This window comes from Pseudomonas sp. LB3P14 (assembly GCF_054898045.1).
Window position 1 is genome coordinate 412,786 of the sequence record NZ_CM142714.1, and the last position, 21,791, is coordinate 434,576.

General features: G+C 58.5%; 24 protein-coding genes and 2 pseudogenes. 10 read left to right on the plus strand and 16 right to left on the minus strand.

The window, feature by feature from the left end; genetic code table 11:
- Positions 1–246: 246 nt before the first annotated feature.
- Positions 247–1,122: an alpha/beta fold hydrolase gene (locus tag ACYZT5_RS01970; RefSeq protein WP_462049545.1), complete on the plus strand. Its 876-nt coding sequence runs from the start codon at positions 247–249 to the stop codon at positions 1,120–1,122.
- On the opposite strand, the pseudogene ACYZT5_RS01975 reads toward ACYZT5_RS01970, so the two are convergent.
- The 5 genes and pseudogenes from ACYZT5_RS01975 to ACYZT5_RS01995 all read right to left on the minus strand — a co-directional run.
- Positions 1,096–1,338 (minus strand): annotated as a pseudogene (locus ACYZT5_RS01975) (metallophosphoesterase); the annotation flags it as partial. The gene ACYZT5_RS01970 and the pseudogene ACYZT5_RS01975 sit on opposite strands and share 27 nt — an antisense overlap.
- The gene (locus tag ACYZT5_RS01980; protein ID WP_462049546.1) at positions 1,331–1,831 is read right to left on the minus strand and encodes a GNAT family N-acetyltransferase; all 501 of its coding nucleotides are present in this window, start codon (positions 1,829–1,831) and stop codon (positions 1,331–1,333) included. The gene ACYZT5_RS01980 and the pseudogene ACYZT5_RS01975, both read right to left, overlap by 8 nt.
- A gap of 83 nt (positions 1,832–1,914) precedes the next feature.
- On the minus strand, positions 1,915–2,301 hold the full coding sequence (locus tag ACYZT5_RS01985) for a DUF488 domain-containing protein (protein ID WP_462049547.1): 387 nt from the start codon (positions 2,299–2,301) through the stop codon (positions 1,915–1,917).
- An 89-nt stretch (positions 2,302–2,390) separates the two neighbouring features.
- A complete protein-coding gene (gene pcsA, locus ACYZT5_RS01990; RefSeq protein ID WP_462049548.1) occupies positions 2,391–3,110 on the minus strand; it encodes a phosphatidylcholine synthase in 720 nt (239 codons plus the stop codon).
- A 234-nt stretch (positions 3,111–3,344) separates the two neighbouring features.
- Positions 3,345–3,770, minus strand: a complete 426-nt coding sequence (locus ACYZT5_RS01995; RefSeq protein WP_462049549.1) for a GNAT family N-acetyltransferase — start codon at positions 3,768–3,770, stop codon at positions 3,345–3,347.
- A 148-nt stretch (positions 3,771–3,918) separates the two neighbouring features.
- Between ACYZT5_RS01995 and ACYZT5_RS02000 the strand changes: the two genes are divergently transcribed.
- On the plus strand, positions 3,919–4,644 hold the full coding sequence (locus ACYZT5_RS02000; RefSeq protein ID WP_462049550.1) for a tellurite resistance TerB family protein: 726 nt from the start codon (positions 3,919–3,921) through the stop codon (positions 4,642–4,644).
- Positions 4,645–4,791: 147 nt separating this feature from the next.
- Here the strand turns inward: ACYZT5_RS02000 and ACYZT5_RS02005 are convergent, their stop codons facing one another.
- Complete coding sequence (locus tag ACYZT5_RS02005; protein WP_462049551.1) at positions 4,792–5,244, minus strand: cupin domain-containing protein; 453 nt, start codon at positions 5,242–5,244, stop codon at positions 4,792–4,794.
- A gap of 194 nt (positions 5,245–5,438) precedes the next feature.
- Here ACYZT5_RS02005 and ACYZT5_RS02010 point away from each other — a divergent pair, with 194 nt between their 5' ends.
- Genes ACYZT5_RS02010 through ligD form a run of 3 tightly spaced genes read left to right on the plus strand, consistent with a single transcriptional unit; the run spans position 5,439 to position 10,427 of the window.
- Positions 5,439–6,824, plus strand: a complete 1,386-nt coding sequence (locus ACYZT5_RS02010) for an iron-containing redox enzyme family protein (protein WP_462049552.1) — start codon at positions 5,439–5,441, stop codon at positions 6,822–6,824.
- Positions 6,825–6,834: 10 nt separating this feature from the next.
- A complete protein-coding gene (locus ACYZT5_RS02015) occupies positions 6,835–7,830 on the plus strand; it encodes a methyltransferase (protein ID WP_462049553.1) in 996 nt (331 codons plus the stop codon).
- The gene (gene ligD, locus ACYZT5_RS02020; RefSeq protein ID WP_462049554.1) at positions 7,827–10,427 is read left to right on the plus strand and encodes a DNA ligase D; all 2,601 of its coding nucleotides are present in this window, start codon (positions 7,827–7,829) and stop codon (positions 10,425–10,427) included. The genes ACYZT5_RS02015 and ligD overlap by 4 nt, the downstream gene beginning before the upstream one ends.
- A gap of 94 nt (positions 10,428–10,521) precedes the next feature.
- On the opposite strand, the gene ACYZT5_RS02025 is transcribed toward ligD, so the two are convergent.
- The 3 genes from ACYZT5_RS02025 to ACYZT5_RS02035 form a co-directional block, all read right to left on the minus strand.
- Positions 10,522–11,196, minus strand: coding sequence for a DUF3313 domain-containing protein (locus ACYZT5_RS02025; RefSeq protein ID WP_462049555.1), 675 nt, complete (start codon positions 11,194–11,196; stop codon positions 10,522–10,524).
- A 151-nt stretch (positions 11,197–11,347) separates the two neighbouring features.
- Positions 11,348–11,629 carry a DUF3303 domain-containing protein gene (locus ACYZT5_RS02030; protein ID WP_462049556.1) on the minus strand — a complete coding sequence of 94 codons (282 nt, stop codon included), beginning with the start codon at positions 11,627–11,629 and terminating at the stop codon, positions 11,348–11,350.
- 241 nt (positions 11,630–11,870) lie between these two features.
- Positions 11,871–12,272 carry a hypothetical protein gene (locus ACYZT5_RS02035; RefSeq protein ID WP_462049557.1) on the minus strand — a complete coding sequence of 134 codons (402 nt, stop codon included), beginning with the start codon at positions 12,270–12,272 and terminating at the stop codon, positions 11,871–11,873.
- Positions 12,273–12,415: 143 nt separating this feature from the next.
- On the opposite strand from ACYZT5_RS02035, the gene ACYZT5_RS02040 reads away from it, so the two are divergent.
- Both ACYZT5_RS02040 and ACYZT5_RS02045 read left to right on the plus strand, forming a co-directional pair.
- On the plus strand, positions 12,416–13,186 hold the full coding sequence (locus tag ACYZT5_RS02040) for a DUF2092 domain-containing protein (protein WP_462049558.1): 771 nt from the start codon (positions 12,416–12,418) through the stop codon (positions 13,184–13,186).
- 1 nt (position 13,187) lies between these two features.
- Positions 13,188–13,781 (plus strand): hypothetical protein, encoded by a 594-nt coding sequence (locus tag ACYZT5_RS02045; protein WP_462049559.1) that lies wholly within the window; start codon positions 13,188–13,190, stop codon positions 13,779–13,781.
- 156 nt (positions 13,782–13,937) lie between these two features.
- Here ACYZT5_RS02045 and ACYZT5_RS02050 read toward each other — a convergent pair whose 3' ends face one another.
- From ACYZT5_RS02050 to ACYZT5_RS02065, 4 genes are all read right to left on the minus strand, one after another.
- Complete coding sequence (locus tag ACYZT5_RS02050) at positions 13,938–14,594, minus strand: DUF2931 family protein (RefSeq protein ID WP_462049560.1); 657 nt, start codon at positions 14,592–14,594, stop codon at positions 13,938–13,940.
- Between the two features lie 195 nt (positions 14,595–14,789).
- Positions 14,790–15,311 (minus strand): hypothetical protein, encoded by a 522-nt coding sequence (locus ACYZT5_RS02055; protein WP_462049561.1) that lies wholly within the window; start codon positions 15,309–15,311, stop codon positions 14,790–14,792.
- Positions 15,269–15,562, minus strand: a complete 294-nt coding sequence (locus tag ACYZT5_RS02060) for a type II toxin-antitoxin system TacA family antitoxin (RefSeq protein WP_462049562.1) — start codon at positions 15,560–15,562, stop codon at positions 15,269–15,271. The genes ACYZT5_RS02055 and ACYZT5_RS02060 overlap by 43 nt, the downstream gene beginning before the upstream one ends.
- A 171-nt stretch (positions 15,563–15,733) precedes the next feature.
- On the minus strand, positions 15,734–15,895 hold the full coding sequence (locus ACYZT5_RS02065; protein WP_462049563.1) for a DUF6124 family protein: 162 nt from the start codon (positions 15,893–15,895) through the stop codon (positions 15,734–15,736).
- A 425-nt stretch (positions 15,896–16,320) separates the two neighbouring features.
- Between ACYZT5_RS02065 and ACYZT5_RS02070 the strand changes: the two are divergent.
- Together ACYZT5_RS02070 and ACYZT5_RS02075 are read left to right on the plus strand one after the other, a co-directional pair.
- Positions 16,321–16,679 (plus strand): annotated as a pseudogene (locus ACYZT5_RS02070) (DUF6124 family protein).
- A 285-nt stretch (positions 16,680–16,964) separates the two neighbouring features.
- Entirely contained in the window at positions 16,965–17,345 is a 381-nt protein-coding gene (locus ACYZT5_RS02075) for a RidA family protein (protein ID WP_462049564.1), read from the plus strand.
- Between the two features lie 127 nt (positions 17,346–17,472).
- On the opposite strand, the gene ACYZT5_RS02080 is transcribed toward ACYZT5_RS02075, so the two are convergent.
- A complete protein-coding gene (locus ACYZT5_RS02080; protein WP_462049565.1) occupies positions 17,473–19,038 on the minus strand; it encodes an aldehyde dehydrogenase (NADP(+)) in 1,566 nt (521 codons plus the stop codon).
- Complete coding sequence (locus ACYZT5_RS02085) at positions 19,035–19,673, minus strand: cysteine hydrolase family protein (protein ID WP_462049566.1); 639 nt, start codon at positions 19,671–19,673, stop codon at positions 19,035–19,037. The genes ACYZT5_RS02080 and ACYZT5_RS02085 overlap by 4 nt, the downstream gene beginning before the upstream one ends.
- Before the next feature lie 100 nt (positions 19,674–19,773).
- On the opposite strand from ACYZT5_RS02085, the gene ACYZT5_RS02090 reads away from it, so the two are divergent.
- Entirely contained in the window at positions 19,774–20,283 is a 510-nt protein-coding gene (locus ACYZT5_RS02090; RefSeq protein ID WP_462049567.1) for a winged helix-turn-helix transcriptional regulator, read from the plus strand.
- A gap of 118 nt (positions 20,284–20,401) precedes the next feature.
- Here ACYZT5_RS02090 and glyA read toward each other — a convergent pair whose 3' ends face one another.
- On the minus strand, positions 20,402–21,658 hold the full coding sequence (gene glyA, locus ACYZT5_RS02095; RefSeq protein ID WP_462049568.1) for a serine hydroxymethyltransferase: 1,257 nt from the start codon (positions 21,656–21,658) through the stop codon (positions 20,402–20,404).
- Positions 21,659–21,791: the final 133 nt, after the last annotated feature.

Consider the following 21,791-nt stretch of genomic DNA (forward strand, 5'->3'; position numbering starts at 1 on the left):
TGGTCAGTCAGTGACTAGATGGTCACGCTGGCCGTCGGAGCACCCTCGCGCTGTTGTTGCTTGCTCGTGTTGTCAGGTTAAGCCCGAGGAGGCCTATGCGTTGACGCTTGAAAACCACCCTGAGTTATTAATGTATTGGCCTGGCACTTCACTGTCAGGTCCACGTGTTGTGCTTTCTGCGATAGGGCCCTGTGGGCATCCCTCACGCTGTGCGCTTAGTCCAATGGGTTCAAGGATGTAAATGACATGATGCCGAAAACTGCCATCGTCGAGATCTGCGGGAAGTACAAGGTTTATACCGAGCACTATCTCAACACCGCCGCTGACAAAACCATCATTCTGGTCAACGGCTCGCTGGCAACAACCGCCTCCTTTGCCCAAACGGTGCGTTATCTGCAGCCGCGATTCAATGTGGTTCTCTACGACCAGCCCTACGCCGGTCAGTCGAGGCAACACAATCTCCACGGCCAACCGATCCGAAAGGAAGACGAGGCAGCGATACTGCTGGAATTAATCGAACACTTTTGTGTGCACCACGTGCTGTCCTTTTCCTGGGGCGGCGCCGCTACCTTGGTGGCGCTGGCCCAGCGGCCGCGACGCATCGAGAAGGCGGTGATCAATTCATTCGCAGCGCGAATCAATACGCCGATGCGCGATTACCTGGAAAGCGGCCTGAACCATCTCCAGGCCTGTGACCGCCTCAATGTCGGTCGCTTGATCAACAGCACGATCGGCAAGCACCTGCCATCGCTGTTCAAACGCTTTAATGACCGCCATATCCGCAGTCTGGCCGAACACGAGTACAGGCAGATGCATTTCCACGTCAATGAGGTGCTGACCCAAGACACCCATTGCTACGTCGCCTGTGCCGATGCCATCGAAATCCCGCTGCTGTTTGTCAACGGCGAATGGGATGAGTACACCTCGGTAGAAGACGCCTGGCTTTTTGCCGATCATGCCCCTCAGTCCCGGTTCCATACCATCAAGAACGCCGGGCACTTCCTCGATATGGAACACCCGGCGGCCTGGCATGACACTCGGCAGGCCTTGCTCGGTTTTCTGCAGCCGGATTCCAGGACGCAGGGCCGTGTTGCCTCAGATATCCAGGTCAATCACGTATGAGCCATTAAATTCAGGATTTTCATTAATGCCCTCTTTTGCATAGCCCCGGGCGTTGCAAATGACGCGGGTTTTGCCCACCTGGTAGTCAAAGCTCCCATGGGTATGGCCATGTAGCCACAGTGCCGGCTGCCAGTTTTTGATCCGGTCTTCCAGGTCTGAAACAAAACTCGCGTTGATTGGCGAACTCCCGAATAGCGGGCTTATGCTCCTACCTGTTTTGAATGTCAGCCCGTGTAGCTGACGAGGCGCCGACAACGGGCGTCAAACGCCGCTCCATGATGATCGTACGCTCGGCCCCGTGAAATTCGTCGCGGACTTTTCGATAACCCAACTTGAAGTAAAAGGCTTCTGCGGTAATGGAGGAGGGGACGCGCAGTACTTCGATTTTTGCGTCTTGGGCGACAGATTGAAGGGTTGCCATCAACTGCCTGCCGAGTCCAACCCCCTGATGGCCGGGCTCGACGAATACGCTGCGCACAACGTCTTGATCAAGGCTGGCCGTGGCGACTACACGTTTATCGATAGTTGCGACAAAGACCTGGCGTTGGTTCAACAAAGTGCCGATGGCCTCGGCAGAGAAGCTTTTCTCCACCTGCATGATGACTTCGGGAGGGTAGTCCAGGGCATTGGACTGGCGCAGCGATTGAATGATGACCTGGCTTATGGCTGCCGCATCGTCAGGGGTGGCGAGTCGAATCTGGTTATCCATTTGAAGACCCCAATCCTTGTCCCTTTCCGAAATCCTTTAGCTCGATCTTGAGCGGTCAATGTCAGAGTAACCTGCGCCAGCTTCTATTTCAGTTGCGCCCCGCGCGCCGTTAACAACTCCCGCAATACCGACCGATGGCAATGCTCTTCATCTTCGCAATAACAGCCAATGGCCAATGACGTCTGATGGGACAACGCCGCCAACAAATCGAGCAATTGGCTGGGCGCGGGATGGTTCATTTCAGTCTTGAATTTTCGCTTGAAAGCTTCCCACGCCTTGGTGTCTTCCGCCGCTTTGGCTTCTGCGACCAGCTCTGCACTGGGAGACAGCAGAGGCTGCCACACGTCATAAAAATCACGACTGGCGAACTCGGCTTTCGGCACGCCACGCGGCGGGCGACGTACCGTACCCAGACGCAGGCCTTCATTGGCGGCGCGCGGTGAACCGAGTTGCACGATATGGATGGGCATGGTCGATGTGTTCCCCTCAAGCCTGTATGGCCGACTACATGGCCGACTTCTGCGGTGTGCGGGAGCAGTCGGCCACGCTCTGGAGACCTTTAATTCCGCGAGTTTTCGAACCACTCCAGCGCCGTGCGCCAGATGCAGATCCCCAGGAAGTAAGCCGACATCAGCAGCCAAAGCCCCATCACCATCGGGTTGATCACCGGATGGTTGACCACCAGCGACAAACTGCACAGCAGCCAGATCGCCGTCACGGCGATGTTGATCGGCATGAACTTGCGCACGCGGAACGGGTGGAGGAACTTCATCCGGGTTACGGTCAACAGCGCCAGGCCGATGACGGTGAGAAAGGTGATCCACGGCGACGGGGCGATGATGTACAGGCACAGGGCTACCACGTTCCAGGCTGCGGGGAAGCCCTGGAAGTAGTTGTCCTTGCTCTTCATGTTGACGTTGCAGAAACAAAACAGCGACGAGACCAGAATCAGTGACACGGTCAGCAGCAGCGTGTAATCCGGCAAGGGGATGTAACGATAAATGAACAGCGCGGGGATAAACACGTACGTCAGGTAGTCGATGACCAGATCAAGAATCGAGCCATCGAAACTTGGCAGTACCGACTGGACATTGACCTTGCGCGCCAACGCACCGTCCAGTCCATCGACGATCAGCGCGACGCCCAGCCACAGCAAGCAGTTTGTGGCCTGGTTTTCCAGCAAGGCGAGGGTTGCGAGGAAGGCAGTGACCACGCCAGTGGCGGTAAAACCATGGGCGCCCCATGCTTTGAGCCTGGCGATGTGTAGGGTCGATATCACGGGGGCGTTCTCCAGAAAGTGAAGCAAGCCTGTTATCACCCCTCAATTGGGGGTGTCGGCAAACCAAGTCAGGTTGCATGTATCGACCGGGTATCCGGGGATAAGGTTCACCATCTGTAAATCTTAGCTGGGCGGCAAAAAAATACTCCGGATAAATCCGGGGTATTAAATGAAACATCGGCGCAGGGCGATACCTTTTACTCAATCGCAGTGATCGGCTGCAGACAGGCTCATTCACAGCGCCTTGCTCATAAACACCCGACTCGTGCCTGGCGGGTCGCAAGGCACTTCGCCGAAGCGCTGCCAGCCGTGTTTTTCATAGAACTCCGGGGCCTGGAAACTGAGGGTATAGAGCACCGCCGAGCGGCAACCGCGACGGCGACCTTCGTCTTCGTACGCCTTGAGCAGTCGAGAACCGAGCCCAGAGCCACGCAGTGACTCGGGCAAGTAGAAAAGATCGAGAAACAGCAGGCCGAGCGACGTACGCCCGGTAATACCGCCCAGCACCTGATGGGTTTGGGGATCGCGGACCGTTACCGCCAGCGACTGGCGGTCGTTGATTCCGGTCATCTGATCATTGAAGGCACTCAGCCCGGCGCTGAGTACTTGCTCGACTTCAGGTTCGATAATGTCGCTGACGACAATCAGAGTGCGGTCCATGTGTTCGTTGATCCTGTGGGCATCGGGTTAGCGAGGGTAGAACACTCGCAGCCGAGGGTCATCAGGGTCAGCCAAACGGTGGTGGCGCATTTGCCGGCGAGGACTATCGTTGCCTGACTGGATCACTCCCATCGATGAGGACGTCGTCATGAACACCAGCGATCTGCTCGAGCAACTTCTGCGGGCCGGCCAAGGCTCAATGTCGCAACAGGGTGGCGGTGGCGCGTCGGCCCAAGGCGGCCTCGGCGGTCTCGGTGGATTGCTCGGCGGCCTGTTGGGCGGTGGCGCCGGTTCAAACGCCGGGGGCGGTGGCCTGGGTGGTTTGCTCGGTGGTCTGCTGGGCGGTGGCTCGGCCATAGGCGGTTCGACCCAGACCCGGTCAGGTGGTGGCACAAACTACGCGGCGCTGGCGTCACTGGGGATGATGGCATTCCAGGCGTATCAGGCCTGGCAACGCAGCCAGGCCTCGGCGCCGCAGCAGGCACCGCGCACTGTTGACCTGTTGTCCGGCCCGGAAGTCGAGGACCACAGCCATGCGATCCTCCGCGCGTTGATTGCAGCGGCCAAGGCCGATGGCCGGATCGACGACGCCGAGAAGCAGATGATCAGCACCGAAATCGGCCGCCATACTGATGACCCGCAATTGCAGCAATGGCTGGACGATGAAGTCGCACGGCCACTGGACGCCGCCGATGTGGCGCAGTCGGCCACGGATCCTGGCATGGCGGCGGAGATGTACCTGGCCAGTGTGATGCTGGTGGACGATCAGCAGGACGCCGAACGTAGCTATCTGGATGAATTGGCTGCGGCGCTGAAGATCGAACCGGAGCTGCAAGTGCATCTGGAGCAACAGGCCAAAGGTGGCGTGGCCTGATGATCGTTCCCACGCTCTGCGTGGGAATGCAGCCGGTGACGCTCTGCGTCACTAAGATGCCGGGCATGGCTCTGACTTCGTAGAAGGAACGCGGAGCGTCCCGAGAGGCATTCCCACGCAGAGCGTGGGAACGATCGTAGATTATTCCTACGAAGACGTGGTTGCTTTCGGCACCAGAAACGTAATTCCGAAACTTTCGGCGATCTCCAGTATCTGCGGCAGATCCTCCGGCACTTTGAGCTGATCCACCGCCGCAAAGAACTGACCACCGCGCGGATCAGACACCACACCGATCATTTTCGCGGTGGCGCTGATGTTCTTGTAAGCATGAATGGACCCACCAGGGATATGCACATAACCCCCAGGTGAAACGGTGGTGGACTTGCCCGCAACCGTCACTTCCACTTGCCCGTCAATGACGTAGAACGCTTCGTCCCAAGGGTGAAAGTGCGGGGGCGGTCCGCCGCCTTGCACGCCTTCCTGGATATGCATTTCAAAAGGCTTGGTCCGATCCCCGCCCGCGAGAATCGTGATGGCCTCACCCACGACATTGACCGGGTCGGGGGTTTTTTCGGGCTCGATGACATGAACCGTGCGCATGATTGCTCTCCGAAGGATGAGTCAACACTCGCTGAGTATATTCACTCGAACGTTCGCCAAGAGCCTCGCCACAAGTCCGTCTGTCCGGGCGATTTCAACGCCGATGGAATTTTTTTCCAGGCGTGTCGCTCTGCTGATGTAGAGACGTGCTGATCCAGCGTCCTGCCACTGGCCTCAGACCGAGAGACGTACCCATGACTGCCCTGACACGAATTGAATCCCTGCCGGCCCACGAACACTCGATTCCGACCGACGGCAGCATGAAACTTATCTATGAACAGTTATTGCTGAGCGACGATGCCGAACACCGGCGCGCACTCGGTAAAACCTTCCTAGAGGCTCAACTTGCGCACGCAGCGGACTTGCCTGAGGACATGCCGCGAGACCTGTCGGCACTGCAAACCTTTGTCGAACAGCACTCCGTCGAAGTCGCTCGCCAATACGCCGACTACCTGCAAAAGCGCAAGGAAGGCGGGCCTCGGCAGTTCTTCACTAACAAGGCGCACGCGTTGTTTTTCCTGCAAGCCGTTGCCCCGACCAAACTGGTGGACGGTGCGTGGCTGTATGGCCTGCTGCCGCACTGGCATGACCCTCGTTTCGAAGGGCTGATTTGCACCTATCTGGAAGAGTTGGGCGACGGCAACCCGGCGCAAAATCATGTGGTGATCTACCGCAAGCTGCTCGCTGAGCATGGCTTGCAAGACAGCTGCTTCATCGCAGACGAGCGTTACCTGCAAGGTGCGGTGCAATTGGCGCTCGGTTATTGCGGCGACGCGTTTTTGCCGGAGGTGATCGGCTACAACCTCGGCTATGAACAATTGCCGCTGCATTTGCTGATCAGCGCCTATGAACTCAGTGAGTTGGGTATCGATCCGTATTACTTCACGCTGCACGTGACCATCGACAATGCCAGCACTGGCCACGCGCAAAAGGCCGTGCAGTCGGTGCTGAAGTTGCTGCCGGTAGAAGGCGATCGCGAAGACTTTCTACGCAGGGTCGCGCTGGGTTATCGGCTCAACGATCTGGGGCAGGGCAGTCGCGCGATCATCGAGTCGTTCGACGTGTACGGCGAGTTGCTGAACGTGCTTGAACGCAAGCGGCCGTTTGGTCAGCACATGCATTCCGATTACTGCCGGTTTGAAGGCAAGACCGTTAATCAATGGCTCTCGTCGCCGGAGCAGTTGCCAGGCTTCCTAATCGCCTTGGAAAACAAAGGCTGGATCAAACGTCACCAAGACCCGCAAGCCAGCCGTTTCTGGCAATTGATCGATGGCGACGGCGCGGCCATGTTCGGGGTGTTCAGCCCCTACGAAAAACAGCTGCTGCACGACTGGATCGCCGGAGACTGGCGGCCTGAGCGATCGCCGGCAGCGGTTCGACGTGGCACCCGTGCCGCGACCGAACCGCCAGTACCCGCCAATGACCCGGATGTCCAACGCCTGCAAGCTACACTTAATGGGCTTGCCGCCGACGAGCAAATGCAGGTGTTAATCCCATGGCTGTCTGCCCATCGGCACTCTCATCCGGCTGGCCTGATGGCCACGCGACGGTTCATCGAACTCAAATCCGGATTTCGATAGGGAGCCCTTCATGAATCAGGAAGAACAGCTTAGCGCCGCTGACCTGGCCTTGCTGCAACTGGGGCGCCGCTTGCAGGCCGACGGTTACCGATTCATCACACCAACGCCGCTGACCCATCAGCGGGTCAATGATCGCGCCTTCGGGCAAAGCGCCCGGACCCTGCGCGAAGTATTTGGTTGGTCGCGGCCGTTTGAACCCGATCTGTTGTCGGTGGATGAACAGCGGCAGTTGCAACAGGCTGGCGTCCTCGGGGAAAGCAATGGTCGATTGAAAAGTCATGTGCGCTGGTCAAGCCTCGATGATCTGCTGTTCGTGCATTCGGGCTACCCCACCGACGCCGTTGATGCGGTGTTCTTCGGACCCGACACCTACCGTTTTGCCCGGCTGATTCACGCCCATCTGCAACAGAGCTTCGCCCCGATCAGGCGCGCCGTAGACATCGGCTGCGGTGCGGGCGTTGGGGCGATTGTGATCGCCCGCGCTCGCCGTGAAGCCGAAGTGCTGGCCGTGGACATCAACCCTATGGCGTTACGCATGACGGCGATCAACGCCGCGCTCGCCGAGGTGGCTAACGTCAGCATCGAAGCCAGCGATGTGCTGCAGGATGTCGACGGCAACTTCGACCTGATCGTCGCCAATCCGCCCTACATGGCCGACCCCGTCGAGCGTGCTTACCGGCATGGCGGCGGGGCACTCGGCGCGCAACTGTCGTTGCGCATTGTCGAGCAGGCCCTGTATCGGTTGGCCCCCGGTGGCTCCCTGGTGTTGTACACCGGCGTGGCGATGATCGATGGTCTCGATCCTTTTCTGGACGCGGTGACGCCGCGTCTGGAATCGCCGATGTTCGGCTGGACTTACCACGAACTCGATCCTGACGTGTTCGGTGAAGAACTGTTGACCCCTGGCTATCAGCGGGTGGAACGCATTGCCGTCGTCGCCCTGATCGTCACGCGCATCGGCCCAGGCATCGGGGGAACCGTTACGTCGTCAGCCGGTGCGCCATGACCAGGAGCCTGGACGATTACAACCGCATGCGCGACTTCTCGGCGACCTCTGAACCGGCCGCCGCCAAACGCGGGGGCAAAAAAAACGCGAAAGACCATGCCTTGCAGTTCTGTATCCAAAAGCACGACGCCTCGCGCCTTCATTACGACTTTCGCCTGGAGCTCGATGGCGCACTGAAAAGCTGGGCGGTGCCCAAAGGCCCGTCACTGGACCCCAAGGTCAAGCGCCTGGCGGTCCACGTCGAAGACCATCCGATGGATTACGCGACCTTCGAGGGCAGCATTCCCGAAGGGCATTACGGCGCCGGCGATGTGATTGTCTGGGACCGAGGGGTGTGGATTCCTCAGGACGACCCGGCCAAGGCGTACGCCAATGGCAAGCTGAAGTTCGAGCTGCAAGGCGAGAAACTCGGCGGCCTGTGGAATCTGGTGCGCACGCACATGCCGGGCAAGCAAGAACAATGGTTTCTGATCAAGCATCAGGACGGCGCAGCCAAACCCGAAAGCGATTACGACGTGGTCGCCGCCGAGCCCGACAGCGTGCTCAGTGATCGGACCATCGTTGCCAAAAAGCCGAAAACCGCGGCCAAACCCAAACCCATCAAAAAACCCGCCGCCGCGGCGCGCAAGGAAAAGTCGGCGCCATTGACGGGCGCCCGCAAAGCCAAAATGCCGGACCTGCTCAAGCCGGAACTGGCGACACTGGTCGAAAAAGCCCCGGACGGCGAGTGGAGCTATGAGATCAAATTCGATGGCTATCGGATCATGGCCCGCGTCGACCACGACGAGGTCAAACTCTTCACCCGTAACGGTCACGACTGGACCCATAAACTGCCCAGACAAGCCGAGGCGTTGGCTTCGCTGGGTCTCGAATCCGCCTGGCTGGACGGTGAAATGGTGGTCGCCGACGAGCAGGGTGTGCCGGACTTCCAGGCCTTGCAAAACGCCTTCGACTCGGGCCGCAGCGGCAACATCGTCTACTACCTGTTCGACATGCCTTACCTCAACGGCGTGGACCTGCGCGAGGTGCCTGTCGAGGAGCGAAGGGTTGCGCTGTCGACGGTGCTCAACCCCAATAAAGACCCGCTGCTGCGCTTCTCCGATGCCTTTAGTGAAGAACCGGAAGCATTGCTCAACAGCGCCTGCCAAATGCAGATGGAAGGGTTGATCGGCAAGCGCCTGGGCTCGTCTTACGTTTCACGGCGCAGCAGCGACTGGATCAAACTCAAGTGCAAGCATCGGCAGGAGTTCGTCGTCGTTGGCTTCACCGATCCCAAAGGTTCGCGCAATGCCTTTGGTGCGCTGCTGCTGGGATTGCATGACCGCGACAGCGGTGATTTGCGTTACGCGGGCAAGGTCGGCACCGGGTTCAACGAGACGACGCTCAAGCGCATCTACGAGCAACTGAAACCGTTGCAAAGCAAAAAGAGTTCAGTGGTGAATCCACCGACCGGTTTTGACGCCAAGGGTGTGCATTGGCTCAAGCCCACGCTGCTGGCTGAGGTCGCTTTTGCCGAAATGACCAAAGAAGGTTCAGTCCGTCATGCGGTGTTCCATGGTCTGCGTGACGATAAACCTGCCGAAGACATTACCGAGGAGCGTCCAAAAGCCGTGAAGCCCAAAGCCGCTAAAAAAGCCCCTGCAGAAAAACCCTCTGCCGCGTCCAAAAAGAAAACCGCCCAAGCCGCACCCGCGCCATCACAAATCGGTCTGGGCGCGGGCAAGGTGCGCATTACTCACCCGGACCGGGTGATCGATGCCAGCAGCGGCACCACCAAAGTGCAACTGGCCGAGTATTACGCCAGCGTCGCCGAATGGATTTTGCCCGAATTGAAGGACCGGCCAGTGGCGCTGGTTCGCGCCCCGGATGGCATCGCTGGCGAACTGTTTTTCCAGAAGAACGCTGAGCGCCTGGCCATTCCGGGAATCACCACTCTGGACAAAGAACTCACCGGCCAACCGGTGATGATCATCAACAATGCAGAAGCCCTGATCGGCGCCGTGCAAATGAGCACCGTTGAGCTGCACACCTGGAATGCGACCTCGGACAACCTCGACAAACCCGACCGCTTTGTCCTCGACCTCGACCCGGACCCGGCGCTGCCCTGGAAAAGCATGGTGGAGGCGACTCAACTGACCCTGTCGGTACTCGATGAGTTGGGGCTCAAGGCGTTCCTCAAGACCAGCGGCGGCAAAGGGATTCACCTGATGGTGCCACTGACCCGCAAGCTCGGTTGGGACGAGGTGAAAGACTTCAGCCACGCAATTGTCAGCCACATGGCCAAGTTGCTGCCGGAGCGTTTTTCCGCCGTGTCGGGACCGAAGAACCGGGTAGGGCGGATCTTCATCGATTACCTGCGCAACGGTCTGGGCGCCACCACCATTTGCGCCTACGCCGTGCGCACCCGCGAAGGGCTGCCGGTGTCAGTGCCGATCTTTCGGGAGGAGGTGGGCGAGCTCAGGGGTGGGAATCAGTGGAACGTGCACACTGTGCATGAACGCTTGGCCGAGGTCGGTGATGAACCTTGGGCGGACCTGAAGAAAACCCGGCAGTCGATCACCGCCGAGATGCGGCGGCGGGTCGGGATGAAAAAATAGCCATACACACCCTTGTAGGAGCACGGCTTGCCGGCGATAGCGCCCTTGAGAACGCTATCGCCGGCAAGCCGTGCTCCTACAAAAAGCAATCGGACTATTTGATAAATGCCTGTAGATCACTGGTCAGCTTGTCGATCGCCACTTTGAAATCCTTGGTGGTGATTTTCTGGCTGGCGTTTGACAGCGTACTGCCAAAGACTTTGCGCACCACTTTGGCCACGGTCTGGTTGTTGCTGGCGTCGATGAACTCGGCCTCGATGAACAGTGTGGTGTCCTGATCGCGATGGCCACTGACAGCGGAAACACCCCCCACGACGGCGGCTACCGGAACCACTTCATACCACTTCATGCCTTCGTTTTCGGCATTCACCCCGGTGATCGCCGCGCGCATGATCAAGGTTTTTGAACCGGCTGGCGCTGATTTTGCGCTCGACACCACCCGGTATTTCTGGCCCAGCACGCCTTTGGTCTTGCTGGTCATGTAGTTCTGCAGCTCGTCCAGGGTTTGCCGGTTGACCCGCTCGTTGGGCTGTGGCGCCGGGTAGAGCTCCAGTTTGTTGAAGGCCACGGTGTTATAGGCATCTGGATTCCAGGACGGGCTCACCCAGCGCATGGCTGTTTCGCCGCTGGTAGTGGTGACCTGCTGCAAGTTGTTGTAGTTGGACAGGAAGCCGGAATACTGCTCACGCTCGGTGACTTTCGAGGTGCAACCGCCGAGCAGCAGGCTGGCCAGCGCAGCGCCAATAAACAGTTTTCGGGACAGGTTCATTGTGGTGTGTGCTCCATGGATTGATGTCGGTGCCTTCGTTCAGAGCATAGGTGGCTCCGGCCGCAACGCCAGAATTCGCCCATGGGCACGTAAAAGTTCGGTTGCCGATACGCAGGCATGAGGCGGCGAGCGCGGCTCGCCGCCCCAACGACTATTGCTTGCCGACAGCGGCTGCCAGCAGCGGCGCCATCTGTTCATCGGTCAGTGCCGCCTGGACCTCCATGGTCATGAGGTCGCTCCATTCCAGCACCCACTTCTGAATCGCTACCGGATCATTGGCTTCTGCCACGCCAAAACCGGTTGCGCCACCGACGGCGTGCCAGCGCCCCAGCATTTTGACGCCAGCGGGTGGAGCACCCCCGGTCTTGAGGAAACGCTCGATCGCGCTGTTACGATTTGCCGAACTGATAGACCAACTGACTATGAATAACATCTGCCACCTCCTGCGAAGGATGGGCACCTGTTGCTCTTCGCGCACCTGGCTGGCGCCGGGACCACGGTCACGCGTGTGTTTCCAGCTTCATCCTTGACTGGCTTGAAACCATTTCTCCCATGAGAAGGCATAGCAGCGGCTCAGACTCTGCGTATGACCGCTGATCCTGTTTTCGTTACCTTTGTATAAGTCCGTAGATGAACCCTGTTTCACCAATGAGACAGGCTTCATCGGACTGATTTCACGCGTCGCGCAACAGGTCGTTGGCGTTGAGCAGCTCGTAGGCAATCTCCGGGCGCCGCTCAAGACCGCGGCGAATCGCGGCCGGGATCGCTTGACGGGTTTTGCGGCATAACCCCGGCTGGTCGCCGAGGTTGATACCGATACCGCGCATGGTGCGTACTTCGTTGAAACCGGGGACGATGCTCACTCGGATGCCCAACTGCTCAAACATCCGCTGTTGCAGACGCTCGAGGTCACTCAGGCTCTGGAGGTTTTCCAGGCGTTCGATCAGGCGCTTTTCCTCTGAACGGGTCAGAAACAGGATGCGCACGTCCGCCCCCGGTGTTTCCAGCAGCGGGTCACGCCCGCAGTCGCAGGCGCCGGGCGGGCAGGGTTGGCGAATCGGAGGCGTGGTCGTCATGGGCTTCAATCATAGAGTGCTCCGCTCGGGTTTGCCCATAGTGTTTCTGGCCCTTCTGGCGAACGGGTCACGCCGCGTCTAGGCTTAATAATCAGCCTTGATACCGGGGCGTTAAGCACGTGCACAGGCCAGGAGCGGGATCAATGAAAGCCAACGCGAGTGTTTTCTGCCTGTTGTTCACCCTGGCGCTGACCCCCGGGGCGCGTGCCGACGATCCGCCAACACCGGATGCCACCCCGACGGTCAACCCGCAAGTGGTCGATAAACTCATCGATATGGGCAACTACCTGCGCGGCCTGCCAACGTTTCAGGTAGACGCCGAAGTATCCCGGGATACGGTTCTGGAGTCTGGCCAGAAGATCAAGACCGAGGCCTCTACTGTCTTGAAAGTGGTGGGTCGCGATCGGATGTATGCCAAGACGGAAGGCGATGTTCGAACGCGAGAGTTCTTCTACAACGGCAAGAAACTGACCCAGTATTCACCGTTTCTCAAGTACTACACCACCGTGGATGCACCGCCTAAAGTCTCCGATACGCTGCACTTGATAGAAAATCATTACGGGATTCAGATACCCATGGAAGACCTGTTTCTGTTTGGCAGCGATCAGGCACAAATCGATGCGCTGAAAGAGGCGCTGTACGTCGGCCCGTCGACGATCAAGGGGCAACTGTGTGATCACCTGGCCTTTCGGCAGGAGGGCGTTGATTGGCAGTTGTGGATCACCCGGTCCGAGCAACCGCTGCCGTGCAAACTGGTGATCACTACCACTGATTCGCCGGGTTTTCCGGAATACAGCGCGGTGTATCACTGGAACCTGAAGCCGGGCATCAAGGACTCGATCTTCACCTTCGCACCGGGTAAAGGCGATGTGGCGATTCCTTTGAAGAAAGCCAGTGATCAGGAAGGGGAATGACATGAACAGGACGATGTCGTGGAGCCTGTTGTTATCGCTCGCAACCACCTCGGTACTGACGCTAAGCCTGGTCACTGATGTGGATGCCCGACCCCAGCGCGCACAAGGTCACGCCAGGGCATCGGTCAATCGTGCGCCGGCGCCCACTGCCCAAAGGGCTCAGCGCATCAACACCGGCAATACCGCGCAACGAGCGACTCAGGTCAATGCGGGGAATCGGGTCAACGCGGGCAACAAAGCCAATTCTGGAAATCGGGTCAACGCCGGGAACACCGTCGGCAACCGAACCAACATCAACAACAGCACCCGTAACGTCAACATCGACAACAGTCGCGACGTGGACATCGACGTAGACGGTCGTGGCCGCTATGGCTACGACAATCACTACCATCCGATCGCCACGGCGGCAGCGGTCACCGCTACGGTCGCGGTGACAGCGGCGGTGGTCGGGTCCATCTTCACGCCTGCGCAATTGCCCACCAGTTGCGTACAAGTCATCCAGTACAACACGGCTTACATGCAATGCGGTTCAACCTGGTATCAACCGCAGTATCAGGGCAGCGATGTGACTTATATCGTGGTCAATGCGCCTTGAGTCGGGGCGGGGGGCAGAGGTCAAGCCCGCGCTCAGATCCACACCCACCCTTACCGCTGAAGGCTTCTTGATTGCGCCTCCAGTTTTTTCTGTGAGCAGGGGCGCCCAAGTACAGCGACTTGGCTGCGATTCTCCAGAGCAAGACAGTTTGGGCACTCACCAGCTGCCGTAAGGTATTCCGAATTGTTCGATGTAGCGCTTGGACTTTTCACTCACAGGGTAAGCATAACGGCCTTCATTCTTCCCTTGGCTGGGGCCCAAAGGCTCAACCTCTGCTTGGGCATGCGCCACCTCGACGGGACGGTGGCATGAGTCTCTGACCCATACCTGTATGACGCCACCGGGGGCTAGGCCCATGTAAATAGCGGCCATGTATCGCGCCTCTTGTTCCGGGGTTTGCGGGCAACGTTGCATGATCGATGAACGCATTAGTTGTCTGGCTTGCTCGGGGATGTCCACCCAGACTTTATAGGTCTGCGGCTCTACGATGGACTGCCAGCGCACGAAAATGCGTTTGGGTAGATCAGCGCCGATTACTGCTTTGCCGGAACCGCCAACGCCTCGCCAACCTTTGGCAGACTCTGTGCCGTCATCTGGTTGGCCGCCCGAGGCCAAGCCGCCACCGGTGTGGTGAAACACCTTGCCGCTTATGTCTTCTACGGCACTGTCCTCCACCCACACCTTCATGTAGTGGGGTTCGGTAAACGCCAGTTCCCACCATTGAGACTTAGGGTCATTTTTTGCTGGTAGCGGTTCCGCTGCCTGGCAACCGGCTATGAGCAGAAGGCCCAGTAATGGGATGAGTCGTTTCATTACCAAAGCGTCCAGTCAGGTATATGAGGGTGTTGCACGCGAATCGCATCCTGCATCGGGGCATTGATGTAAACAGCCTTTAGACCGCTACCACGACTCGAGTTAGGATTGTTGAGAAATAAAAAGTTAAATATCTTGAATAAAAACTAACCCGCTATCGCGAGAGCTATAGCGGGTATGGCGTTACATCAGGTACTACCGGAGCGGCAACATTAACGTGATGGGTGAAATTTCCGGGCACGGTATAAACCCTGCGTACTTGATGTAGAAGTTCGCCAGGCACTCGTTAAGCGGATGAACAATGATTGCGCTGGACCCAATAGATTCCGATGCGGTAATGGCTCGTTCTATCGCGTCTTGCAGCAAGTCGATTGCAAAACCTTGGCCTTGAGCTTCAAGCGTTATGCCCATGCGGCCCAGCAGCGTTACTGGATGTACGCTTGGCGAGTTGCGTTGATGACTTTTCGGAACGACGTTGGCGCGCGCTATTGAACCGCTGGACAGGGTGAAGAACGCCATAATGATCTGCGTTCCTTTGCGGCGACAAACGTAGACAACCGCCTGTTTGGCGGCCTGTGCTTTTCGTGCCTGCCTTTGAAGGTAATCATTGATTGACGGTTCACCCGAATCGAACTGATCAAGTATGTGTTGGTCGTTCAGTTTTTCTGGAGCCGTTAGCTCCACCGCTTTGGACGTTCGAGAAGTTGGTGAAGACATTTGTTACCTCGGATCGGGTTGGCTTCAATGGCCTGTTCAAATGCGTCAAATGCAACGTCGTCGAGAAGGAACAATCGCTTGTCTAGAATCACTTCTTCAGCTTTCTGACAAGCCGCTTCCAGAATAAAGCTCGTTCGATCGCGACCTGACATGGCAGCTGCCAGATCGATCAGGTTACGTTTCTTTTCGTCCGTTCTCATGTTGATTGGAACGGGTTTGGTTTTTTCAATGCTTTCTGTTCTTGCGGACATGGTCTTTTTTCCCATCTGTGGGTAGTTGGATTTTGAAACCGTTGCCTCCTTAAGGCGTTAGTAGATCAAGCGTGTACTTGTTTTTCATATTTCGACTCCTTTGACGTGGCCCGGAGAGTCTTGAGAGAGACGGCCTCGGCGTCGATTCTATGTCTGCTGTGTAGCTAATGTCTACACGGCGTATAGCTTTCGGATATACGGTGCGTTACCCAGTATTCGATTCACCGCCAGCTCCCTCAGCATGATGAGCTGCTGAAGCGCTAGCAGGGTATTGCAGTGGGTGCCTTCCACATAGCCCGCATTGTTGCAGGCCATGACACTGGCCGATGCCATGGAGTCACAGGCTTGAACGAGCAAGTTTCACAGCGTGTAGGTCGTGCGCGCCTGCACATTCAACACCGTCGAAGGGTGCTTGTTTAAACGCCCGCAAGGTTACTTCCTGAAAGCTACAAGACCTTGCGCCATTGCCTACGGCTGCGCCAGAATCCGCCGGCTTGTGTGTCGTGGGCCTTGGTTCTATCGTTTCCGTGTCGCTGATGATTCAGCGGTCGGGCTTGGAAACTCGACGGGTAAACGACACTAAGGCACTCTTCATAACGTACTTTTTCGCACTATGTGCATTCCGTTATGGCGGCTGTGCGTGGGAGACCTTCTAGGTCTGCCGGGCTCGTTTACCCTGGTTTTCCAACCTGCGTACAGCTGCCACCCCTTCGCTTGGAAACGAACGTGGCAGCTCCACCAGTAAACGAGGATTTACCATGTTCAAGGTCACACCGAACCCGCCGGACACCGATCCGGTCTCCCCGTACGAACCCGATTCAAACAAACTCAACGAAGCCGCCGAGCGGGCTCTCGACTTCCACTTCCCGTCGATTGCCGACATCAAAGCCTCCCCGCGAACACGCAGCACCCTGTTTTCCGTGGACCCAGAGGCCACGACCGAAACCCTAGGGGTTTTTCTGGTCGAAACCCTGGCCTCAGTTGATGTGATGTTCACGAGTTGGTGGACCTCTTGGATGGTTGCTCGCGCTATTCCCTGTTGGGCATTTCCAATAGCGTCATGGTGGCTGAAATCACGGCAAACCGATTGCTGGATCTGATCGACCCACCTGAATAGGTGCGGTCTGCTGTCATGAGTGGGTAACTGATGTTGGGTTGGGCAGTTGTTCCCTTTTGGGAGCCGCTGCGCGGCCCAGCGGGACGGTGCGGCGGTCCGACAAGCTCCCTCGCCACAGGTTACTCGGCGCTTGTTGTATCTGCTCACCGCATCTTTGGGCTTGCCTTTGAAGGGGGCGGCTTGGGGTATCGCGTTTTCGTTCGCGTTGGGGTTTATCTCAGCCCTAAACACCAAATAGCGGAGCGTATACTCGACGTCCCTTTACCCCTCAAACAAGAGATCCCCATGGCAAACCACGACATCACCTTTCTCCCCGACCCCGATCCGGAATCCATCTCCTCCGACGTTGCCGGTTTCGGCGGTCTGCTGGTCTCCACTCAGATCCCCACCCGCGCCGACGGCAGCCTCGAACTGGGCGGCATCATCGAGCAGAGCGAGTGCACGCTGCAGGCGCTCAAGGTTGCGCTGGAGCACGCCGGCAGTTCCATGGACCGGGTTCTGCATCTGACCATCTACCTCACCGACATGGCCGACCGCGCCGCTTTCAACGAGGTCTACCAGCGCTTCTTCGCCAAGCCCTGGCCGGTTCGCGCCGCCGTTGGCGTAGCCGCCCTGGCGGTTGAAGGCATGCGCGTGGAAGTCACCGCGATGGCGGCCAAGGACTGAGCCTGCGGGCTTATACGGCGTAGCCGTCCAGCGGTTCGATTATTCCGTCGATTTCAGGCTGTCCGCGGTCAGAAACGATGGCCAGATCCAGTTTGGCAGGCATTAATCTTGCCAAACTGGCTAGCGTTTATTGACCGTCTACCAGGCGAGGTAGCCCCAAGGGATTAACCTCACGCAATGATTCAGGCAGTAGCGCATCAGGAAAACCCTGGTAGGACACCGGGCGCAAAAAGCGTTCAATCGAGGTCATGCCAACCGAGGTGAAGCGGCTTTCCGACGTGGCCGGAAACGGTCCGCCGTGGATGGTGGCGAAGGTCACCTCCTGTGGATGCGCGAAGGCGTTGACGACGATACGCCCGGTGCGCCGCTCCAGGACCGGCAGCAAGCGATGAGCCAGTGGCATATCGCGCTCATCAAGGTGCATGGCAGCGCTGAGCTGGCCCTTGAGCGAGCGAGCGACGGCGAGCAGTTCATCCTCATCCTTGACGTTCACCAGCAGCGCTGACGGACCGAATACTTCTTGCGCAAGTACCGTCTCGGCCAGGAAACGTTGGCCGTCGACCTCATGCAACACCGATTGGCCATCAACCTCCGCACTGGAAGCCACACCTTCGGCGACGCGACTTGCACCAACGCTCTCCATTGCGGCGACACCGCTCAAGTAGGACGCATGAATACCCGGCGTCAGCATAGTGCGCGCCGAGGCCTCGGTGACGCGCTTGACCATGGCGGCGCGCAGCGCTTCAAAGCCAGCCTCTTTGATGGCGATGAGGATGGCGGGTTTGAGACAGGCTTGCCCCACATTGACCAGCATGCGCTCGGCAAAGCCATCGCCGATTTGCGCTCCACGTGCGGCCAGCGCATGGGGCAGGATGAACGTGGGGTTGACGCTGGTCATCTCGGTGAACACGGGAATGGGATCGGGGCGTTGCTGCGCACGCCGGTACAGCGCCATGCCGCCATGCTCCGAGCCGGTGAACGTCACGGCCTTGATCAACGGATGATCGACCAAGGCTTCGCCGATCGTGTTGCCGCTGCCACGTACCATCGAGAAAACACCCTCAGGCAGTCCGTTCTCTTGCACCGCCTTGCGGATGGCTCGCGCCTGAATTTCTGATGCGCCTGGATGAGCGTTATGCGCCTTCACTACGACGGTCGCGCCTGCCGCCAACGCTGAAGCGGTATCACCACCTGCGACCGAATATGAAATGGGAAAGTTGCTCGCACCGAAAATAGCCACCGGGCCGATCGCAATTTTCTGCAGGCGATGATCCATGCGTGGGCGAGGCTGACGATGAGGCTGTGCCGGATCGACGGCCAACTGGAGGAAGCGTCCTTTGCGCACGACATCCGCGAACTGGCGAAACTGGGTGGCGGCTTTTGCCGCTTCGCCCTCAAGCTGAGCCTCAGGCAGGCCCGTTTCGAGCGCGGCCCGTGCGGCAAGCTCGTGGCGGACAGCGTCGAGATTATCGGCAATGCCTTCCAGGAGCGCCGCGCGCCGGGTGAGCGAGGTATGGCTGTAACGGTCAAATGCTTCGTCGGCGAGCGTTGCAGCCTGGTCGACGTCCGCCACACCACCGAATGCGAAATCCGGCTCGATCAACAGGTTGGTTGCGGGGTTGAGCGCCTTCATCGTCCCGTCAGTGGCCGGGACTTCGTTTGCGCCAATGATGAGGTTTCCAGTCAATTTCATTGCGTGTCACCCTGCTGTGCCAGGGACGCGATCAGCTCGTCCGTCGCCACAATGGCGTGGGCGAACGTGGGGCCGTTGAGTTCATGCGCGGCCTGCATCATTTCCGGCTTGAAGGCAGCGGTCGCATCACGCACCAGTGTGACGTGGTAGCCGAGTTCCACTGCGTAGCGGGCGGTTGCCTCGATGCAAGTATTCGCCAGCAGGCCAACGATGATCACATGCGTGATGCTCTTCTGCTTGAGGCGAAAATCCAGGTCGGTATTGGCAAAACCGCTCGAGCCCCAGTGCTCTTTAACGACGATGTCGCCGTCCTTTGGCGCAAAATCGGGGTGCCATTCGCCGCCCCATTCACCGCGTGCGAAGTGATGCATGTGCATGACCTTGCATTGGGTTGGGCTTGGATGATCCCAGCCTTCGTAGTCGCCTTGCTCCCAACGGCGGTGCGGTACGATGACCACCGGAATGTCGAGTGCGCGGACGGCGCGATCGAGGGCGCGCAGATTGTCGAGCAGGCCGACTTGCTCGGCAATCGGTTCGATCAAGGGGTAGACCTTTCCGCCCTCCGACAGAAAATCATTGTAAGGATCGACCAGCAGGTAGGCGGTTCTGTTGAGGGGATAAATGGCTTTGGACATGGCGATTTTCTCCAGGGATTTTGGATGACCCGTGCCGTGGGCTTGCCTTGGCACGCTGTAGATATGATAATCATAGCAACTGTAAAAGAGGCAAGTCCTTATGTCGGGAAACACAAGTGCTGCTCAAACCCTGTGCCCGATTGCACGGGCTGAGGCAATCGTGGGCGACCGCTGGACCGTGTTGGTCCTGCGTGAGTTGTTCATGGGGAGCCATCGATTCGACGAGATCCAGGCGCAGACCGGGGGAACCCCGCAAATGGTCGCCGCACGCCTGAAAAAAATGGAGGCTGATGGGCTCGTCGCGCGCCGTCCTTATAACGAGCGGCCGCCACGCTACGAATATCACCTCACGCCGAAAGGGGAGGCCTTCTATTCGGTGGTCCTTGCGCTGCGCGCCTGGGGAGAAACCTGGTGCAAGTCGCAAGAGGAGCCGTTAGCGGTCGTTTATACCCACAAAGCCTGTGGCCAGCCCGCCGGGCTAGGTCCACTTTGCGAACATTGCGGCGAACTCTTGCGCCGTGAAGAGCTGATCAGCGAGCCGAGCACCGCTTACACCGAAGAGCGAAAAGCACGGTTTGAAGCGTTCAAGGGGAATCGAATCCAGCAGTGAGAACGCGCGGTTCGACTTCGATTTTCACCGGGACTTTGTCGGTCGATTCCACCACTTCGCTCATGCCATTTTTCCTTGTGCGCGAGCGGGAGGGCGTGGCCCTCCCGCAGCCTGCGGATCAGTCGCGGTAGACAGGGAAATCAGTGCACATCGCAGCAGCCAGCCTGGCGACTTGAGCCTCGACATCGGCATCGCCGAGGTGATCGAGAATGTCGCAGATCCAGCCCGCCAGCTCGATGCTCTGGGCTTCCTTGAAACCACGGCTGGTGATCGCCGGCGTGCCGATGCGCAGGCCGGAGGTCACGAACGGCGATTGCGGATCGTTCGGTACGGCGTTCTTGTTGACGGTAATACCGGCACGGCCGAGGGCGGCGTCGGCCTCTTTGCCGGTCAGGCCCTGACGAATCAGGCTGACCAGGAACAAGTGGTTGTCGGTACCGCCCGACACGACGTCGTATCCTCGGTCGATAAAGACTTTGGCCATCGCCTGGGCGTTGCGGATGACTTGCGCCTGATAGGCCTTGAACGCTGGCTCCAGGGCTTCTTTGAAGCACACAGCCTTGGCGGCGATCACGTGCATCAGCGGGCCGCCCTGGCCGCCGGGGAACACCGCGGCGTTGAGTTTTTTCTCCAGTTCCGGATTGGCCTTGGCCAGGATCAGGCCACCACGAGGACCGCGCAGGGTCTTGTGAGTGGTGGTGGTGACGACATCGGCAAAGGGAATCGGGTTCGGGTACAGACCGGTCGCTACCAGCCCGGCAACGTGGGCCATGTCGACAAACAGATAAGCACCGACCTTGTCGGCAATCGCACGAAAGCGTGGGAAGTCGAGGGTCTTCGAATAGGCGGAGAAGCCGGCGATGATCATCTTCGGTTGGTGCTCGACGGCCAGGCGTTCGACTTCGTCGTAATCGATCAGCCCGGTCACGGTGTCGATGCCGTACTGCACGGCGTTGTAGAGCTTGCCGGAAAAGCTGACTTTGGCGCCGTGAGTCAGGTGACCGCCGTGGGCCAGGCTCATGCCCAACACGGTGTCACCGGCTTGCAGCAACGCCAGATAGACCGCGGCGTTGGCCTGACTGCCGGAGTGCGGCTGAACGTTGGCGTAATCGGCGCCGAACAGCTGTTTGGCGCGGTCGATAGCCAGTTGCTCGACCACGTCGACGTGTTCGCAGCCGCCGTAATAGCGCTTGCCCGGATAGCCTTCGGCGTACTTGTTGGTCAGGCCGCTGCCTTGCGCTTCCATCACCCGTTGGCTGGTGTAGTTTTCCGAAGCGATCAGCTCGATGTGGTGCTCTTGTCGTGCGTCTTCGGCGTTGATCGCCGCCAGCAGTTCGTCGTCGTAGCCTTTGATCTGGTCGTGTTTGGTGAACATGGTGGAATCCTCTGTTTGTTCTTTGAATGGTCTGACGTGCATCTGTAGGAGCGAGGCTTGCCCGCGAAGAGGCCCTCGAGACCGCTAGAAACTTCGCGGGCAAGTCGGGTCGCCGCATCGCTCGCTCCTACAG

What these genes read in the sequence shown, in the direction of transcription:
- ACYZT5_RS01970 (WP_462049545.1), top strand. Translation starts at nt 247, where the DNA reads ATGATGCCGAAAACTGCCATCGTCGAGATCTGCGGGAAGTACAAGGTT.
- ACYZT5_RS01980 (WP_462049546.1), bottom strand. Translation starts at nt 1,831, where the DNA reads ATGGATAACCAGATTCGACTCGCCACCCCTGACGATGCGGCAGCCATA.
- ACYZT5_RS01985 (WP_462049547.1), bottom strand. Translation starts at nt 2,301, where the DNA reads ATGCCCATCCATATCGTGCAACTCGGTTCACCGCGCGCCGCCAATGAA.
- ACYZT5_RS01995 (WP_462049549.1), bottom strand. Translation starts at nt 3,770, where the DNA reads ATGGACCGCACTCTGATTGTCGTCAGCGACATTATCGAACCTGAAGTC.
- ACYZT5_RS02000 (WP_462049550.1), top strand. Translation starts at nt 3,919, where the DNA reads ATGAACACCAGCGATCTGCTCGAGCAACTTCTGCGGGCCGGCCAAGGC.
- ACYZT5_RS02005 (WP_462049551.1), bottom strand. Translation starts at nt 5,244, where the DNA reads ATGCGCACGGTTCATGTCATCGAGCCCGAAAAAACCCCCGACCCGGTC.
- ACYZT5_RS02010 (WP_462049552.1), top strand. Translation starts at nt 5,439, where the DNA reads ATGACTGCCCTGACACGAATTGAATCCCTGCCGGCCCACGAACACTCG.
- ACYZT5_RS02015 (WP_462049553.1), top strand. Translation starts at nt 6,835, where the DNA reads ATGAATCAGGAAGAACAGCTTAGCGCCGCTGACCTGGCCTTGCTGCAA.
- ligD (WP_462049554.1), top strand. Translation starts at nt 7,827, where the DNA reads ATGACCAGGAGCCTGGACGATTACAACCGCATGCGCGACTTCTCGGCG.
- ACYZT5_RS02025 (WP_462049555.1), bottom strand. Translation starts at nt 11,196, where the DNA reads ATGAACCTGTCCCGAAAACTGTTTATTGGCGCTGCGCTGGCCAGCCTG.
- ACYZT5_RS02030 (WP_462049556.1), bottom strand. Translation starts at nt 11,629, where the DNA reads ATGTTATTCATAGTCAGTTGGTCTATCAGTTCGGCAAATCGTAACAGC.
- ACYZT5_RS02035 (WP_462049557.1), bottom strand. Translation starts at nt 12,272, where the DNA reads ATGACGACCACGCCTCCGATTCGCCAACCCTGCCCGCCCGGCGCCTGC.
- ACYZT5_RS02040 (WP_462049558.1), top strand. Translation starts at nt 12,416, where the DNA reads ATGAAAGCCAACGCGAGTGTTTTCTGCCTGTTGTTCACCCTGGCGCTG.
- ACYZT5_RS02045 (WP_462049559.1), top strand. Translation starts at nt 13,188, where the DNA reads ATGAACAGGACGATGTCGTGGAGCCTGTTGTTATCGCTCGCAACCACC.
- ACYZT5_RS02050 (WP_462049560.1), bottom strand. Translation starts at nt 14,594, where the DNA reads ATGAAACGACTCATCCCATTACTGGGCCTTCTGCTCATAGCCGGTTGC.
- ACYZT5_RS02055 (WP_462049561.1), bottom strand. Translation starts at nt 15,311, where the DNA reads ATGTCTTCACCAACTTCTCGAACGTCCAAAGCGGTGGAGCTAACGGCT.
- ACYZT5_RS02060 (WP_462049562.1), bottom strand. Translation starts at nt 15,562, where the DNA reads ATGTCCGCAAGAACAGAAAGCATTGAAAAAACCAAACCCGTTCCAATC.
- ACYZT5_RS02065 (WP_462049563.1), bottom strand. Translation starts at nt 15,895, where the DNA reads ATGGCATCGGCCAGTGTCATGGCCTGCAACAATGCGGGCTATGTGGAA.
- ACYZT5_RS02075 (WP_462049564.1), top strand. Translation starts at nt 16,965, where the DNA reads ATGGCAAACCACGACATCACCTTTCTCCCCGACCCCGATCCGGAATCC.
- ACYZT5_RS02080 (WP_462049565.1), bottom strand. Translation starts at nt 19,038, where the DNA reads ATGAAATTGACTGGAAACCTCATCATTGGCGCAAACGAAGTCCCGGCC.
- ACYZT5_RS02085 (WP_462049566.1), bottom strand. Translation starts at nt 19,673, where the DNA reads ATGTCCAAAGCCATTTATCCCCTCAACAGAACCGCCTACCTGCTGGTC.
- ACYZT5_RS02090 (WP_462049567.1), top strand. Translation starts at nt 19,774, where the DNA reads ATGTCGGGAAACACAAGTGCTGCTCAAACCCTGTGCCCGATTGCACGG.
- glyA (WP_462049568.1), bottom strand. Translation starts at nt 21,658, where the DNA reads ATGTTCACCAAACACGACCAGATCAAAGGCTACGACGACGAACTGCTG.